Here is a 17,354-nt window from a genome sequence, read left to right as displayed (position 1 = left end):
TCGGGCAGGGCGGGGCTCTTCGATACGTATCGAAAATTTTGGGCGCGATTCGCTTTGAGGGCGATTCGTGACTAGCTAGTATTGCAGCTTTTCTTTCGAGTAATGCCTACCATGCCTCGCTCCTTCCCCAAACTCCTATCTATTGGCCTCGCCTGCGCTGCGCTCAGCACGGTCAGCGGCCAAGTTGTGCGCCTTGTCGATTCGGTTAAGGTATCCGAATCGAGTCTCTACTTCGACGGGCAGAAGGTGAAGCCTCAGGATGGCTTCGACTATCCCGACCGCGAAGGCTACGACTATGCCTACGGGCCTCGGATCACGCCGCATGGCGACTGCATCGAGGTGTATGGCGATTTCGTATTCATGACTTGGTACAAGGGGCCGGAGTCGGACCGGCACGTAATGCTCTCTCGCTACAACAGGAACACCGGCAAGCTGGCGACCATCGAGTTCCCGCATCGTCACACCGGTTTCGTGAACAATCCTCACATCGGCGAATCGCATAATACGATCGCGGTGGGGATCTGTCCGCTGGACGACACCATCCACTTGCTCTACGACATGCACAGCTACGGGCCGGACAAGCCCCGGGACGGCAGCCTTGCGGAGGACTACTTCCGCTATCAAGTGTCGGTTAAGGGGGCGGCTAGCGTTGCGGACGAGGCCTTTGCTTTGGAATTGTTCGGGTCGAAACGGCTCTACCTGAAAGAGGGCGAAGATTACACCTACTTGACGTATCCGTTTTTTCATACGAACGAGAAGGACCAGCTTTTCGTGCGGATCCGTCGGGGCGGTCACAACAATGGCAAGTACATGCTGGCTAAGTACGACGGCAACTCGTGGAGTCCGTTTTGGGATTTCAACGTATTGGATGCTAGCTCGCTGGGGCATCCCCACAATTGGGGGCTTTATGGCGACTTGAAGTTCGAGAACGGGAAGTTGCGCGCTGGATTCGAGACGCGCCTTGCGATCGAGGACGACAAGTTCAAGTACAACAATGGATTCCACTACGCCTATTCCAACGATCCGGAAGGTCGGGGAGAATGGTATACCCACGAGCACCAGCCGGTGAACTTGCCGATCGTGGATCCGACGCCGCTGAAGTTCTACGAATCGGGGGACGTTTTCCAGACGGACGAGCCGAATTCTGTATTCATATCCCAAGGACCGGATTGGACCGTGACGGAGGATGACTCGATCCACTTCGTAAACGATATTCGTTTCAAGAACCAACAGAAGAACGTGCACGCCTATAAGCAGGCGGGAGACAAGGAATTTAAGACCTCTACCGATTTTCCGGGCGGTCAGTTGTATTCAGTTGGCAGTACGGTTTATTTGATCGGTCTGGAGGAGGGGCGTCCTTACGTCTACGCTGCTCCGGGTGGCACCAACGATTGGGAGCAGATCTACTATGCCGAGGAGGGGCCGCGCTTCCGTCACGGCAACGCTTTGATTAGCGGCGGCCAGCTCTACTATTTTTTGATGGAAGACGCGACCGGCAGCGCTCAGCCAATCCATTTGCAAGTCTACGAGCTAGGGCTTTAGCTCCTCATCTTTCACCCCGTATCGAAAATCCCTTTCATCCTAATGACTACCGAGTATATCACTCTCGCCGCCTACCTCATTTTGCTGCCCCTGCTGGGGGTGCTGTTTTCCAAGTTCAATAACAATTTGAGCGACTACGTGAGAGGAGGCGGGCAAGTGGCTTGGTGGCTTTCTGGCTCGAGTATCATGATGGCCAGCATCAGCGCCTTCACCTTCACGGGGAACGCTTCGGCCGCCTTCGAGGCAGGGCCCACGGTGTTGGTGATCTATGCGGCGAACGTTACCGCTATGTTGATTTGCGGTTTCGTACTGGCGGCCTGGTACCGGCAGACGCGGGCCTACACGCCGGCAGACGTGGTCAAGTCGCGATTCAGCGTAGCGGTGGAGCAATTCTCCGCCTATGCGGGCGTGTTGATCCAACCTTTCGCGGCGGGCATCCAGCTTTGGGCCCTATCGGTGTTCGCGAGCACGACCTTCGACCTGCCGCTGGTGCTCTGCATCTTCGTGATTGGAGCGGTGGTAGTCTTCTATTCGACGACCGGCGGCAAGTGGGCGGTCATGGCGACCGACTTCGTGCAAAGCCTGATCCTCCTTGCGATCACGATCTTGGTCGCGTTCTTCTGCTACCAGAAGGTCGGTGGCTGGGATGGATTTTTCGGATACTTTTCCCAGCCGGAGTTCGCGGACGATTTCAAGTTCGTAAAGGATCCGGACCAATGGTCCGACGGAAAGTTTTCGACGCAGTGGATCATCGTCATCTTTATCATGACGATCTATCATCAGGTAACGCTTAATTCGGCGGGACGATTCCTGGTGGTCAAGGACGGCAGGGCCGCCTCCAAGTCGGCTTTTCTGGGGGCCGTCCTGATGGCGGTGGGCGCTTTGATCTGGTTCTTTCCGCCCATGGTGGCTCGCTTCCTCTACGGCGACGAGATCATGGCTCAAGCCATCGAGAACCCGGAAAATTCCAGCTACTCCTTCATTGCCCAAAAGGTGCTGCCGAGCGGATTGATGGGCGTGATGATCGCAGCCATGTTTGCTGCGACCATGAGTTCGATGGACTCTGGCCTGAACGCTCAGGTAGGGGTGATCGCTCGCAATATCGTACCGAAGGTGCGGGAGATGTTCGGTTCGACCAAGCCTATGACTCCTAAGGGCGAGGTCCGGCTCTGTCGCGTGGCCACGCTAGGGATCGGGGCGCTCATCATTACTTACAGTTATCTCTTTTCGCAAAACCGGGAGTTGGCCCTGTTTGACGCCTACCTGATGATTAATTCCATCATAACGATTCCCTTGGTCTTTCCGATGCTAGTCGGTTTTTATATCAAGAAGCTGCCGAGCTGGTCCTACTTCGTGATCTTCGGCTTCTGCCTTCTGCCTTCTATCTATTCCTTCTACCTTAAGGAGACCACAGGCGAAGGCTTCACGATCCAAGGTCGAGCCATGTGGATCTTTATATTCGGATTGATCGGCACCGTAATTTGCATGCCGTTCTACAAGCGCACCTCGGAGGCGTATAAGCAAAAGGTAGAGGACTTCTATAAAATGATCCGTACGCCGATCCGAGACGACGAGCAGGAAGGCGAGTCCAAGGCCTACGCTCAATTGATCATGCTAGGACGCTCTTCGCTGGGCATCGGGATCGCCATGCTGCTGCTTTTGTTGGTTCCTTCCGATGCGGTAGGCGTCTGGAGCGTGCTCTTCATCAGTGGATTCTGTGGCGGTATCGGTCTGCTTTTGCTCTGGGGAGCAAAGGTCGAGAAGCGCAAGGAGCAGGCTGCATTGAAAAAGCAATAGTTTAGCGGGCGAGCTTCGCTCCAGTTATAATATTATGTTGAGATTCATTTCTGTACTAATGGCGGGCTGTGTACTCTGCTCGGCTATCGTGGCGGCGCCCTTGCGCGTCGTAGGCTTGAAAAGCGAATCGCTGGTCGATCCCATACAGCTTGACAGTGCCAGTCCTCGCTTGGCGTGGAAGCTGCGTGCGGAATCCTCCAGCGATCGCGGCCGCTCTCAGAGCGCTTACCGCATTTTGGTGGCGAGCAGCCTGGAGCGTTTGCAGGCCAACGAGGGAGACCTGTGGGATAGCGGCCGCGTAGAAAGCTCCCGCTCAACGCTGATCGCCTACGAAGGGCAAGCGCTTGCTAGCCGCCAAGCTTGCTATTGGAAGGTGATGGTTTGGGACGAGTCTGGTCGGGCGAGCGATTGGTCGCCTGTTGCTTCGTGGACCATGGCCTTGTTGGAGGTGGAGGACTGGAAGGGTTCTGATTGGATTGGATTAGGGAAGGATACGCGGACTTCGAAGCTGGCGGAGCGGGAATTTATGTTTCGGAAGAATCCGGAAATGCGACGCTCTCACGCGTCTCCCCTCCTGAGGAAGGAAGTCGAATTGCCCAAGCCGGTAAAGCGCGCGTTGGCGTATGTTTCGGGGGTGGGCTACAGCGAGTTTTACGTGAATGGGCAAAAGATGGGGGACGCCGTATTGGACCCGGGTCAGACCAATTACGAGAAGCACACGCTGTATGTGACGCACGATATCACGGAATCGCTTCGCAAGGGCATCAACGCGCTAGGGATTTGGCTGGGGAGCGGCTTCTTTGGCCAGAACGTGGCATGGGAAGAGGATTTCGACTATGGGCAGCCGCGCGCTCGAGCGAAAGTGTTCGTAGAGTACGAGGACGGGACGGTTGAGGAATTCGGTACGGATAGTAGTTGGAAAGCGACTACGAGCCCTGTCGTTTTCGATAACGTATATTGGGGCGAGACCTATGACGCCAGACTGGAGATTCCTGACTGGGCATCGGTCGGTTGCGACGAATCGCTTTGGCAATCCGCCGTTTGGCTAGAGGCCCCGTGCCCGACGGAAAAGCTGCGTTCTCAGCTGATCCCTCCCATTCGGGTGCAACGCCTGATCGAACCGGTGGAGGTCAAAGATATTGGAGGAGGAAAGTACGTCGTCGATTTCGGAGAGAATCTAGCCGGCTGGGTTGAAATCGAAGTGGAGCAAGAGGCGGGCGATGTCATTACGATAGTGGCAGGCGAACGCATGGAGCCGGATGGTGTGACCGTAAATACGGGCACCTCGGGGGGCGCTCCCGGTCGAATTCAGGAGATGATCTACGTCGCCAGAGGCGATGGGCCCGAGCGTTGGAGTCCTCGCTTTGCGTATCATGGATTTCAGTACATCGAGATTAGCGGCTTGCGCTCAGCTCCGCAGCCGGGGCAATTGAAAGCGGCACTCGTGCACAGCGATATCCAGAAAACGGGACGTTTCGAATCCTCGGAGGAGTTGCTCAACTTGCAGTATGAAATTACCTGCCGCACCTTGGAAGCAAATTGGCATTCGATCCCGGAGGACTGTCCGGCCCGCGAAAAGTGTGGATGGCTGGGTGATGCTCACGCCACCTCCGATATCAGCTTCTATGGTTACGACATTGAGCGGTTCCTAGCGAAGTTCCTGAGGGATATCGAAGATAGCTTGAGGCCCGATGCTCGTTACGAGCAAGTGGTAGGGTGGGGAGATGGCGTGCCCACTTTCGTGGCTCCGGGAAAGCGTACTCCGAATTGGCCTTTGGCAATCGATTGGGCGGTCGCCTATGTCATTCTTAATTGGGACCTGTATTTGCATACCGGAGACGCTGATGTTTTTCGAAGGCATTACCAAAACATCAAACACTTCGTTTCCTATTTCGAATCGATGCGCGGCCCAGGCGAAATCCTGCCCAGCGGACTCGGGGACTGGTGTCCACCCCTATGGGACCGGAAGAGCGCTCCTGAGTATATGTATTGCCATCCTCATGTATCCGGTACGGCCTTTTACTATAGAGCCCTCCAGATCAGCGAAAAAATGGCCGGCCTGTTTGGCGAGAGAGAGTACGAGGCCTATTGCGGCAAGCTTGCAGAGGACGTGAAGGATGCGTTTAACGAGGCCTACTTGGTGGAGGATGCGGCTTCCGGTTCGCTTTTCTACGGGAGCCAAACCGCTACTGTGATGGCATTGAAGTTTGGCATGGTTCCCGAGGACAAGATCGAGGCAGTAGTCCGCGGTCTTGTTCGCGATATCGAAGACCTGCATGCGGGGCACCACGCGGTCGGTATTCATGGCTTGCGTCATATCTATACGGTGCTCGCTGACTTCGGGCACGAGACACTCGCTGGCAAGATGCTGCTGGATCGGACCTTTCCGGGGCCTGGCTATCTTGCGGATTACGGATTTACGACCTGGCCGGAGCGCCAGTTCAATTGGGATAAGGAACCGCGCTACCGCAACTCCATGAACCATCCGATGCAGGGTGGCTTCGCCGCATTTTTCTACGAGGGAATTGGCGGCATTCGTCCGGTCTTCGATGGGGCGGGCTACCAAACAATCGAATTTCGTCCCCGCCTGATGGCCGAGCTGGATTGGGCTCGAGTGAGCAAGGAATCTCCCTACGGAACGATTCGCAGCGAATGGAGGCGCACGGAAGAGGGGCTGCAGTGGGTGTTGGAGATACCCGTAAATTCGGAAGCGGTCGCGTACCTGCCCACGGGCTCGTTGGAAGCGGTCTCCGAGTCAGGAAGCGATCTCGAGAATGTATCCGGAATTCGAAACGCGGAAGTTTCGACGGATGCGATGCGGCCGAGCGTGAAACTAAGGCTTGGATCGGGACAGTACTCGTTTCTGATAGAGGATTAATTTGTTATGAAGCATCTCACGAGACGCGATTTCGTTAAGAAAACAGCTGGCGCTTCTATGGCTGCCTCGGTTCTGCCTTCGTCACTTTTAGGGTCGGCCAATGCGAGCAGTGGCAAACGTCCCAACCTGGTATTCGTTTTTCCGGACCAGTGGCGCGGTCAGGCGCTTGGATTCTTGAACGAGGATCCAGTGGTCACGCCGCATCTGGACGCCTTCGCAAGGGAGAGTCTTTCCCTGCCTCAGACCGTGGCCAACTATCCGCTGTGCAGTCCCTACCGCGGCATGCTGATGAGCGGCAAGTACTCGCATGCCAACAAGGTGACTGGGAACTGTCGCGCGGATCGAGCCCAGTACGACGTCGAGTTGCAGCAGGACGAGGTTTGTTGGTCGGATGTCCTCAAGTCTCAGGGTTACAGTTTGGGCTACATCGGCAAGTGGCACCTCGACGCTCCGCGCGAGCCGTTTATCGATGCCAATCCCAAGTGGAATACCTGGTGTCCGCCCGAGCGTAGGCACGGATTCGACTATTGGTATTCATATGGCACCTACAACGATCACAATCGCCCCATGTATTGGGAGACGAACGCCGGGCGCGACGAGTATCATTTCGTCGATCAGTGGAGTCCAGAACACGAAGCGAACAAAGCTATCGACTTTATCGGCAATAAGGACGGGACAAAGCGTGACTCGGAAAAGCCGTTTGCGCTCGTAGTGGCGATGAACCCTCCGCACCCACCTTACCATTTGTATCCAGATCGTTATCGCAAACCCTATGCCGACAAGTCGCTCGAGGACTTGTTGGTTCGTCCAAACGTCGATCCCGCTCATCCCAAGGCTGAAGCCAATACGCGCGACTACTTCGCCAGTGTCACAGGTGTAGACGAGCAGTTCGGACGAATCTTAAAGGCGCTCGATGACGCCGGCTTGAAGGACGATACAATTGTAGTCTTCACCTCCGACCACGGCGATTGTCTGGGCACTCACGGGGAGGTTTCTAAAAACAACCCCTTCGAAGAGTCCATGCGGGTGCCGTTCTTGATTCGTTGGCCGGGCAAGATCGCTCCCGGGAGCGACAATTTGTTGCTCTCCACCCCAGACCTATATCCCACCTTGCTGGACTTGATGGGCTTTGCCGATGAGGTGCCGGAGTCTGTGCAGGGGAATAGCCACGCAGGAATCTTTAGAGGGGAAGGCGGGGATCGTCCTTCTTCCCAGCTCTACCTACGAATGTCCTCTGACCAACCCGAGCGAGGAACCCGGGGTGTCAGAACTTCTCGATACAAGCTCGTATTGGAAGTTGGCGAGACCGGTCCTCCGCGCCGTGCCCTGTACGATCTGCAAGAAGACCCCTACGAGTTGGAAGATATCGCGGCTGCCCGGCCGGACTTGGTGGCTGAACTGGTTCGGACGGAGCTAAAGCCTTGGTTGCGAAAGACCCAGGATCCGTGGGTTCAACATTTGCCTGAGGTTTCGTAAGGGCGCAATCGGCCTTCGTTTCTTGTCTTTGGGCGGAAAGGCTATTGGATCGTTTACCTATGACTACGACGCGTTGTTCGATGGAATTTGATACGATCATTGTGGGGGCGGGCATTGCTGGTTTAGCTGCTGCCAGACTGCTCCAGGAGCGTGGCCAGAAGGTGGCGGTGCTAGAGAAATCCCGAGGGGTGGGCGGTCGGCTTGCCACGCGTCGTCTCGACGGCGAGAGCTTCGACAATGGGGCCCACTTCTTCTCGGTGGTCGGCGATGCCTTTCGAGGGGAGTTGGAGCGCTGGGAGGCAGCGAAGCTCGCTAGGTTGTGGTTCCGCGACGGGGAGCGTCACTTGTACGCGGGTTTACCCAGCATGAACGCGTTGGCCAAGGAAATGGCCTCCGGACTCGAGGTGCACCGGCAGCAGTTGGTCGAGACTCTCCGAGTGGACGAAGCCGGCGTAGCGCTCCGCTGCGCCAAGGGGGATGAGTGGAAAGCCAGGAAAGTGTTGTTCACCTGCCCAGCTCCGCAGGCCTTGGCGATCGTGGAACGTTCGAAGGTCAAGCTGGAGCCTGAACTGTTCCAACGTTTGGCGGCGGTAAGCTACGATCCCTGCTTGACGCTTCTGCTGCGCTTGAAGGCGGACCTCGGCCTTGCCGCTCCGGGGTTCATAAAGGGCGTTAATGAAAAATTGGATACGATCACGGATGCGCGACAGAAAGGAACGAGCTCTCAGGCTGGATTGATCGTGCACTCGACGGCAGCCTTTGCGGAAGCGAATTACGAGAAGGATCGTCCGGAGCTCGAACGACTCATGATCGATGCCGTTAAAGAGCTTTATCCGCTGGAAATCGAGGAAAGCTATTTGCACAAATGGCGCTATGCCCACCGGAAGGGCAAAGGGGCGGGCGACAGCTCCGCGGCCTCCGCCTCGCTCCCGATCGCGTTTGCTGGGGATTCCTTTGGAATTGCCAAGATCGAAGGGGCCTACGACTCCGGCCGGGCCGCGGCTCGCTACCTGGCTGGAGACTGAGCCAAGCGCCAGCTGTCTGCTTTTTCCACTACGCGTCGGTATGCTTGCGAAAGCTTCAGTTGGCCTGTTTACCCTGGCGGTCCTGCTGTTGCTGGCTGCCCTTTGGATCGCGAAGGAGCAAGCGGGACCAGGGGCGGAGCCGGTGGCTGCCGACGGTGTAGGTGCCGGGACGCTTGAGCATGCTGAGGCGGCGCCTGTTTCAGCGGGCGAAGGGGAAGCGGAGTGGATTGCTTATTCGCCGACTCAAGAGCGTGCCGTAAGCGACTGGGAAGGCTTTCGCGACGCCATTCTCTCTTTGCCCGATGACCAGCAACGCTCGCTTGCTTTGGAATCCGTGTTTTTTGAGTGGGCTCGGGAGAACCCTGAGCAAGCCTTGCGAAGGCTCGAGGCATTTGTGGACTTCGAGTCAGGGGACCGTGTTTATAACGCGATCTTGCTCAAGTGGTCGAGGCGCGACTTGCAGGCAGCGACTTCCTACGCGATGCTGAGCCCATGGTCGGATCCCGGTATTGCGGGGGTGATGCTTGCCCGAATGTATCAAGAAAATGCTGACGCTGCCTTGACGTTCCTAGCGGATCCAGCCAGCGCTCAAGAGGTAGGAGAGCTCGCTGGAAGCCTGTTGCGTGAGGTGGTGCGGGACGATCCGGTGGGGGCCTTGGATCTGGCTTTTACCTTGGCCCCCGGGCGCGTAGACGAGGGCCTGTTGGTGCAGGCGCTTGCTGCCGCGCTGTCGGAGAATCCCGACGTTGGCGTAGAGGAGCTGGAGCGCTATTTGAGCGACGTTGGGTACGAGGAGGCGAAGCGAGCCTTGCTCCTCGTGGAGCTGGACGAAGACCCCACGGCGGCATTGTCCAAGTGGGAATCGCTCGAGCCTGAGTTACAGCTAGAAATGCTGCCCAAGCTCATCGAGCGCTGGTCGGTTTCGGATGTAGAGGCCGCTCGTTCGTATGTAGAAGCAATGCCGGACCGGGGCATGCAGAAAGAAGCGGCACGGGCGATCTTGGTTAACTGGGAAATGCTCGATCCAGGGGCCGCTAAGGCCTGGGCGCGCAGGATGGGCTTGTAGGGAGGGCATGCCGACGAGCGGGATCGCATGGCTCGTCGCTTCTGTTTCGTGGCCTTTTCGATAGGAACGCAGCAAAGAAAAAGGCGTCCCTTTCGAGGACGCCTTCTGTATTACGCAATTGGTTGCGTATCCGCTAGGGGGTTACGGGGAGGGTGATCAGATCCAGTCCGCTCGATGTGGCTGTCGCTACGTCGGCTGGGCGTTTCTGCGCCATGATAAATAGCTTTCGTCCGTCGTCGGCGATTTGGGCGGTAGCCGTTATGTAATCGTCTGCGCTCGTGTAGAGGGTTTCCCAAGTTCCCCAGTAGTCTGTACCTTTGTTGGCTCCGTAGACCTTAATTTTAGTGCCGGAGATGGTAACGATATAGAGGGTGTCCTTGCTGTTGTTTGTGGGGTCCGCGTAGATCTTGGGGCGGATGCTGGAGCTTAGTCCGCTGCGTTCGCGGGTGTTGACGGTGGAGCTGCCGTTCGACTTGAAGTAGTGGAAAAGCGTTTTGCTGCCGCTCGCGTTGTCGTGACGCCACAGCATGTGGACGCGTCCGGTGCGGTCGATCGCTTGTCCGCACTGGTTTTCCACGCGATCGCTGTAGCCGAGTGTTTTGAACTTAATGTCGGAAGTATTGAGGTTCATGGTCCAGCTGCCCGTACCGGCAACCTGGTTGCCGAGGCGGTTTCGCCACGTGTTCCCGGAGTCGGTGCTGTAGGCGTAGAGGAGGTCGTGGTTGGTAACGTAGCCGTTGACCTTCTGGGCGCTCTCCCTCCAGGTCCAGCTTACATGGGTGGTTCCATTTCGATACCCGATGTCGTTGAAGTAGGCGTTGCGGTTGCTGTCTCCGGCATAGGTTCCGGTTTTGCCGTTTATGATCTTGAGACGCGAAGTCCAGGTCTTGTCGTCGTTGTAGGTAGCAATATAGCTGTTCGCGTTTCCGGAACCACCGTCGTCCCGCCAGACGACTTGCAGCTTGTCGTTCGCTCCAACGAACATGCGAGGATAGCAAACCTTGCTGAGGTTTTGGCCGGACTTTAAGTATTGTCGCTCGGATTCGAAAAGGCTGACGTTGAACTGCGAGTCGGGCTTCAAGGTTGCGTTGGGGTCCTTGGTGACGACGTAGCGGAGCTTGTCGGCATGGTGCCCCCACATGATGTGGATCCGTTTGTCGTTGGGAGAGACCGCGATGTTCGCGGTACGATGCGAATCGGGGTCCGAAGAATCGTGCGAAGAAGAGAATTCGCTACGAGTCCAGTTGTCGTTGTTATTATCTTCCGAGCGACGGGCTATCATTAAGGAGCCGTCCGTATTGAAGAACGTAACATAGATATTATCGTCGGCGACGACCAGTGCGTTTTGCTGGTGCGGGGCGGAATTCGAGCTGTACGAGAATTCGCGTATACTATTGTTGAAGAATTGGACGGTACCGTCTATATCGTCAACGTGGGCAGTTCCGGAGGATACTGCTTGGACTGTGGAGGCTCCTAGGAGAGCGGCAGCTGTGATGGTGGGTATTACCTTTTTCATTTTTTTGGGGGGTGGGGTTGAGAGACAGCTATCGCTAGCAGCCTCGTGAGATACGGAAGCAGGTAAGGGGAGTCACTTCGTTCCAGGGGGCGAAGTTCAGATCGGGAAAACGGGCACTTTATTAGGGGGCTTGGGGAAGCATCTAAGGGATGCTTGGCGAGCCTCCCGAGTCAAAAGGATCGATAAGTATGAATTAAACTTATAGTATCCCGCTGTAGCCTGAATTGTAATCAAGGGCCGGCTAAGGGAAGTGTAGGTATCGAGTGGGTACGCCGGTGGGGCGTCCACGCTTTGCGGGCGCTTTTATAGAAGGGTGAGAAACCGAATTCGATCGGTTACAACTTTCGTAGCTTGGTGATTTTTCCGCTTTGGTTCCAGTCCTGTATATAGAGGTTGCCCTGGGAGTCGTAACTCAAGCCATGGGGAGCGGTGAAGACTCCTTCAGGGATTTCCTCGAGCGGCGTCCTGAACTTGGCCCACTGTTCTTTCCTTGGATTGTCTCCAAGGAAGGCGACAGGGGTGCCGTTTTTGTTCAGGATGGTAACGCGCCCGGCGAGTTCTGCCACGGCGCAGTATTCGCCATAGAAACTGACCGCGCAGGGACGCCGGAGGTCTTGAGAGTGGATTCCGATGAAGTTCCCGTCCAAGTCGTAGTGCTTGAGGCGGAGGTTTTCACGGTCGGCCACAAGGAGGCGGGGTTCGTCGAAGCGAGGGTCGATAGCGATTCCATGGCAGGCCTGGAATTCTTCGATACCGTCGCCCTTGGATCCAAAGCTCTTTTCGAGAGTTCCGTTCGCGTCGAAGATATGAATCATGTTCGAGCCATAGCCGACAGCGGCGAAGATGCGGCCGTCGGGTGCGACGGTAACTGCGGTCAGCCCCTGAAGTTTTCCGGGAATGGCTTGTTCTTCGGTGTGAAGGATTTGAAGGACAAGGGTTCCGTCAAGGGTGAGCTTGATAATACGTTCACCCCGGCGGTGAGCTCCGTAGAGGTATTCGACCCCGTTTTCTTCGCGAAGGGTAAGGGAGTGGGTACCGGAACAATCGGGAGCAATGGAGCGGATGAATTTCCCATCCTCGGAAAAGACGCAGATTCCGCGTTCGCCTTCAGTGGACACATAGATACGTCCCTCTTTTGAAACGGCCACGCTACCGTGGGTGGGGCCAAGTATCTGGCCGTCGGGCAGCGCGCCCCATTGAGGGACGGTTTGGTAGGTATGCTGGCCGTTTCCGGTAATGACCGGAAGTTCCGGCAACGTTCCAGGGTGAGTATGATCGTTTCCGGGGTGAGCGAAGGATGCGCTGCAAAGGATTAGGGAGGAGAGGAGGCAAGCTCGCTTGAGTGTATTCATTTTGTTGGGATGGGGCGGCGGGGTTAGCTCAGGATCAGAAGTGCAGCTTCAGGTAGTCTGATTCTTGGAGGGTGTTTTCTAGGTGGGCCGGGACTTTGTTCCACTTGGATGGCTTATCCAGTTTGAAGTGGGAATGGATGAGGGGCATGGTTCCCGGCTCGCCGGACAAGATGTCGTTTTGAGCTTTCATCCATGCGAGCAGTTGGGTCGCCATTTCTTCTTGGAGCTCGGCGTATCTGGGGTCGCCGGCGAGATTGATTTGTTCGTAGGGATCGTTTTCGAGGTCGTACAATTCCTCGTAGGGAGTATTTGGGTACCTTTGGGCGCCGAGCCGTATGAACGCGTTTACGCGCGGATTGTCGCCGAGGTTCTTCTCTACGACCTCGAGAGCGTTGAGGTTGCGAATGTATTTGTAGCGATGGCTGCGGATCATTCGTGAGGGGAAAACCTTGGCGGCAAGAATGTTTTGGTTGGTGCTGACGCCGTAAACGTATTCGTGCAGGGGCTCCGCGCTGCCCTTGAGGATCGGATAGAAACTCTTGCCATTCACCTCCGCGGGAACGGTTCCGCCGGCGATTTCGACAAGGGTAGGCAGGATGTCGGTGTAGTGCACGAGACGATCCGTAAGCGACCCGGGGGCGATAACGCCGGGCCAACGGGCTACGAAAGGCACGTTCAGGCCGCGGTCGTAGACTGTATATTTGCCTGATACGCCGTGGTCGGAGCTGTAGATAAAAAGCGTGTTCGGGTCCAAATGGGTGTCGACAAGCTCGAGTACCCGCTCGAGTTGCGCGTTGTCTTCTTCGATGCTGCGGTAGTAGCCCGCTTTCTTGTCGATTTCGGATTGTTTGTCGCTGAACCGTTGGTTGTACGGATAGAATTTTATGGATTCGGCGGATGCTCCCTCTACCTCGAAGTAGGGGCCATGTGGATACATGGAAGCGATAAACATGCAGAACGGTTTATCGGCGCTTTTGAAATAGGATTCTATCTTTTCGAGCGGTATGTATTCTCGAGGGACCCCGTCCTTATCGACGGTCGGCCATTCTTCGGTCCATGTGAAAACGCTGTCCGGTTCTACATGGCTTTTCCCGGCAAGGATAACCTCGTAGCCCAGATTCCCTAGGTAGCTGGCGATACTGACTTGGTCGTCCTTGACCGGGACATGGTTTAGGAAGGCGCCGTTTCTCAGCGGGTAGTTGCCGGTGTAGAGCTGGGAGCGGCTGGGGGCGCAGATGGCTTGTCCGGTAAAAGCGTGGGTGAAGCGCATGCCTTCTCTGGCGAGGCGGTCGACGGCGGGGGTCTGTACTCGTTCGTTGCCGTAGCATCCGTAGTCGCCGATATCTTGATCGTCGGCCAGGTAGAAGACTATATTGGGCTGCGCCTGCAGGTCCGAGGTGAACGCGATCGTTAAGGCAATGCCGATCGATTTTAAAACCGTAGGTTTCATAGGGCTTAAAAGGGGGCTGATTCCGCGATTTCGATTTGTTCCTGCAGGAGAATGCGAAGCTTCGCTAGGGTTGCTTTGTATTCAGGGTTGCTGACGCGGTTTAGCGTTTCTCCGGGATCGATTTTGAGATCGTAGAGCATTTCTTCTCCATTTTCGTAGCGCGTGTAGTTGAAGCGTGGGGTTACGATGGCGTCGGCGCTTTTGAAGCGGGTGTACACGACAGCGTTGCTGGTCGCGTCCTTGTCGCTAAGGGAGGCGACGAAGCTCTTTCCTTGGACGCTCGCAGGCGTCTCGATACCAGCGAGAGCGCAAAGCGTAGGGAAGATGTCTACGCTAGAGATAAGGGCCTCGCTGCGCAGTCCCTGCAGTTTTCCAGGGGCTTTGACGATGAGCGGTATGCGAGTGGCCAGGTGCATGGTGTTGTGCTTGCCCCAGAAGTTGTATTCGCCGAGGTGAAAGCCGTGGTCGCCCCAAACGACCACAATGGTATTGTCGGCAAGGCCGAGGGCGTCGAGTTCGTTTAAGACGTCGCCCACCAGCTTGTCCACGTAGCTGGTTGAGGCGAGGTAGCCGTGCCTCATCTTTCGATGAAAGGCTTCGGATTGTGCGTCGTAGTCGCCTAGGAAATACGTTCTGTATTCACCGGATCCCGACAGGGCGTCGGGTGCGTTTCTAGGACGATCCCGGTAGCTGGCTAAAGGAATAGCGTTCGCATCGTACAGATCCCAATACTTCTTGGGAGCGTAGAAGGGAAGGTGTGGTCGGATGAATCCGCAACCGATGAAAAAGGGTTCCCCGCTATCCTTGAAACGTCGGAGGTCCTCGATGGTACGGGCGGCGACGCGGCCGTCGGTGTAGGCGTCGTCCGGTACGGCGACGCATTCGAAGAACAGCCCGTTGCCTTGCTGGGTCGTGGTTTGGTTCGTTTGGGGGTCGTGGCTGGTGCGATGGTTGAGGCCGGTGCCGCGGGGCTTTTCGCTCCAGGATCGTTCCGCGGTATCTCGACTGTTGTGAAAGATCTTGCCGTTAACGAGGGTGGTGTAGCCTGCTTCCTTGAATACCTGGGCTAGGGTGGCGGCGCCCGGAGCGTCGCCATCGACGGTGGCCAGGTAGTCCACGAAGCGCGTTTTGGTGGGCAAGATGCCGGTCATCATGCTCGCCCGGGAGGCGCCGCACACCGCGACCTGGCAGTAGGCGCGTTCGAACAGGGCTCCCTCGCCAGCTAGCTTGTCGAGGTGCGGCGTTTGAGCCACCGGATCACCGTAGCATCCGAGCTCGGGTCGCAGGTCGTCGATGGCAATGAAGAGCACGTTGGGACGAACGGGTTCCGCCACGGCAGCCTTTAGGGAAAGGGCGCTAGCGAGAACGGTGAGCAGGAGAGCGAATTTTCTCATGACGGAGTTGAAGAAGCGTTGCTAGTTTTGGGGCCGGAGAGCCCCGTCGTGCCAGAGGTAGAGACGTTGAGCGGAGCCCTTTCTGACGTTAAGGACAAGGGCTTCTGCCTCGCCTGCTTCGTTTCGCACGGCATGCATCTGCATGCTGGCTTTGGAGAGGCTGAGGTATTCTCTATCAACCGTCCAAGCCTCTTCCGATGGGGTAGAGTCGGCGCTTTTTTGTGCGGTAGCGAATACGGTTTCGCCGGCGGCGTTGCGGTAGATAACAGCTGCTGTGGCCGAGCTTCCGCCTTCCTTGATCGTTTCGTGCTTCAGGAGGCTCTTGATCTTGCGCCCTGATGTATCCGTAACGCTGTTACGCTTTGTTCCTGGTATGGGTAGGCTGTGCGTCCACTTTCCGTTTTCGTAGACGACCATTCGCCATTCGCGATAGTCGTCGCCCATGGCTTCGTAGGCGGCGGCCGGTCGCCCGTCTTCGAGAACGAGCGGGCGGGTGCCGAAGCAGGTTTCACCCGTTTCGCTGGAGTTGTAGGCGAGGGTAAGTTCGTCAGCGGTGGCTTTGGTGAGCGGAAGGGGGAGCTTCTTGCCTTCGACGTTGTAGAAGGTGTCGTCGCTGGTATCCAACTTCATGTAGTAGGTGTTGATCCGGCTGTAGTGGGTTCGGTCATGGATCTCCTTGAAGTTGCATTCGTGCCAAAGGTAGGTGACGACGATTTCAGTGTCCGAAACTTTCTTTGGGGTGATATAGAATGTATCCACGTGGATAGGATCGTCCGCTTGGGGGACGGGCCATGTGATGAGCACGGGTGGCTCGAAGGTTTGGCTACCGCTTTTCATCTTGTAGTAGACCCAAGGCGACTTGTGGGTGCCGGCTCGGGTAAAGAAATAGATATCGCCGTTGCCCATCTTGCAGGTCGCGGTGTAGGAGGCGAAAGGCGTGATGTCATCCTTTTCGACGAAGGAGCTGATGTCGTATGGCTTTTCGGATACCACGTGAATCATCCTTCCCCCCGCGTGTGGAGTATCGATCGAAAGCGGATTGAGGCCGTCTTCGCGCTCGCCGCCATGGCCGCCGTATACGATGTGGAAATAACCGTCGCTGTCCTGTTCGATGGCTGGCCGCCCGTGGCTGTCGACCTTGCGACCGTCCTTGGAAAGGGTGCTATGGCCGGCCTTGTAGGGACCGTCCCAGGTATCGTTTTCGAGATCGTAGCTCGCGACGTAGGGGTCGGTCAGGTGGCCCTGGTAAGTGATGTAGACTTTGCCGTCTGCCAATACGGTTTTGCCAGTGTGTACGTTGCCGGGAAGGTTGTCGGTGAAGAAGCCTTCGGGGAGGTCTGTCAGCTCCGCTCCAGGTTCTGGGGTCGCGGCGAGATCCTCAGCGGGAAGGTCGTAGATTTGCGTGAAGGACTTGCCGCGGACGAAGGCATCGTAGATTGGCTGGAACTCGGTGTATTGGCCGTACAGGTACTGGTCGATGCGCCAGCGCCAGTACTCGCTGCTATAGCTCTCCTCGCTTTCCATTTCGCTTTGCAATGCGGCGAAGGTTGGGTCTTGAGCCGAGTGGGCCTCGATTAAGGCCGCTCTTTGGGCCCGGTAGTCTTCTTCGCTGAGCGTGGACTTTGAGCACGCGAAGAGGAAGGGCATGGAAACCAGGAGCAAGCAAGCTGGACGTAGTCGTTTCATTTTGTGAGGGGTGGTTGGGCCCGGAGGGTACTGGGCTTCGCAAAAGTGTGAGTATTTCAGATCAGCAGCGGATTTCCACGAAATTGCTAGTCGCGTAATCTATACATATCGATTGCGGGGCGGCCAAGGAATTCTATTCTGGCAGCTCGAAGCAGGAGAGTGGGGTGGCTTG

General features: G+C 56.5%; 11 protein-coding genes. 6 read left to right on the top strand and 5 right to left on the bottom strand.

Annotated features, from left to right (window positions below; translation table 11 throughout):
* Window positions 1-102: 102 nt before the first annotated feature.
* From QEH57_RS20955 to QEH57_RS20930, 6 genes are all read left to right on the top strand, one after another.
* Entirely contained in the window at window positions 103-1,542 is a 1,440-nt protein-coding gene (locus tag QEH57_RS20955) for a BNR-4 repeat-containing protein (protein ID WP_309008745.1), read from the top strand.
* 42 nt (window positions 1,543-1,584) lie between these two features.
* Window positions 1,585-3,339: a hypothetical protein gene (locus tag QEH57_RS20950; RefSeq protein ID WP_309008744.1), complete on the top strand. Its 1,755-nt coding sequence runs from the start codon at window positions 1,585-1,587 to the stop codon at window positions 3,337-3,339.
* A 58-nt stretch (window positions 3,340-3,397) separates the two neighbouring features.
* On the top strand, window positions 3,398-6,217 hold the full coding sequence (locus QEH57_RS20945; protein ID WP_309008743.1) for a family 78 glycoside hydrolase catalytic domain: 2,820 nt from the start codon (window positions 3,398-3,400) through the stop codon (window positions 6,215-6,217).
* 57 nt (window positions 6,218-6,274) lie between these two features.
* The gene (locus QEH57_RS20940) at window positions 6,275-7,693 is read left to right on the top strand and encodes a sulfatase (RefSeq protein ID WP_309008742.1); all 1,419 of its coding nucleotides are present in this window, start codon (window positions 6,275-6,277) and stop codon (window positions 7,691-7,693) included.
* Between the two features lie 80 nt (window positions 7,694-7,773).
* Entirely contained in the window at window positions 7,774-8,718 is a 945-nt protein-coding gene (locus QEH57_RS20935) for an FAD-dependent oxidoreductase (RefSeq protein ID WP_309008741.1), read from the top strand.
* Between the two features lie 40 nt (window positions 8,719-8,758).
* Window positions 8,759-9,784, top strand: a complete 1,026-nt coding sequence (locus QEH57_RS20930) for a hypothetical protein (protein WP_309008740.1) — start codon at window positions 8,759-8,761, stop codon at window positions 9,782-9,784.
* 133 nt (window positions 9,785-9,917) lie between these two features.
* Here the strand turns inward: QEH57_RS20930 and QEH57_RS20925 are convergent, their stop codons facing one another.
* The 5 genes from QEH57_RS20925 to QEH57_RS20905 all read right to left on the bottom strand — a co-directional run bounded on the left by QEH57_RS20925 (window position 9,918) and on the right by QEH57_RS20905 (window position 17,182).
* Window positions 9,918-11,300, bottom strand: a complete 1,383-nt coding sequence (locus tag QEH57_RS20925) for a BNR-4 repeat-containing protein (protein WP_309008739.1) — start codon at window positions 11,298-11,300, stop codon at window positions 9,918-9,920.
* Between the two features lie 335 nt (window positions 11,301-11,635).
* Window positions 11,636-12,652 (bottom strand): 6-bladed beta-propeller, encoded by a 1,017-nt coding sequence (locus QEH57_RS20920; RefSeq protein WP_309008738.1) that lies wholly within the window; start codon window positions 12,650-12,652, stop codon window positions 11,636-11,638.
* Between the two features lie 34 nt (window positions 12,653-12,686).
* Window positions 12,687-14,102: a sulfatase gene (locus tag QEH57_RS20915; protein WP_309008737.1), complete on the bottom strand. Its 1,416-nt coding sequence runs from the start codon at window positions 14,100-14,102 to the stop codon at window positions 12,687-12,689.
* 5 nt (window positions 14,103-14,107) lie between these two features.
* Window positions 14,108-15,496, bottom strand: coding sequence for a sulfatase (locus QEH57_RS20910; protein ID WP_309008736.1), 1,389 nt, complete (start codon window positions 15,494-15,496; stop codon window positions 14,108-14,110).
* Between the two features lie 21 nt (window positions 15,497-15,517).
* Window positions 15,518-17,182 carry a BNR-4 repeat-containing protein gene (locus tag QEH57_RS20905; RefSeq protein WP_309008735.1) on the bottom strand — a complete coding sequence of 555 codons (1,665 nt, stop codon included), beginning with the start codon at window positions 17,180-17,182 and terminating at the stop codon, window positions 15,518-15,520.
* Window positions 17,183-17,354 lie beyond the last annotated feature (172 nt).

This window comes from Pelagicoccus sp. SDUM812005 (genome assembly GCF_031127875.1).
GTDB lineage: Bacteria > Verrucomicrobiota > Verrucomicrobiia > Opitutales > Opitutaceae > Pelagicoccus.
The sequence above is the reverse complement of the archived record's forward strand: the minus strand, read 5'-3'. Positions and strand labels throughout refer to the sequence as shown.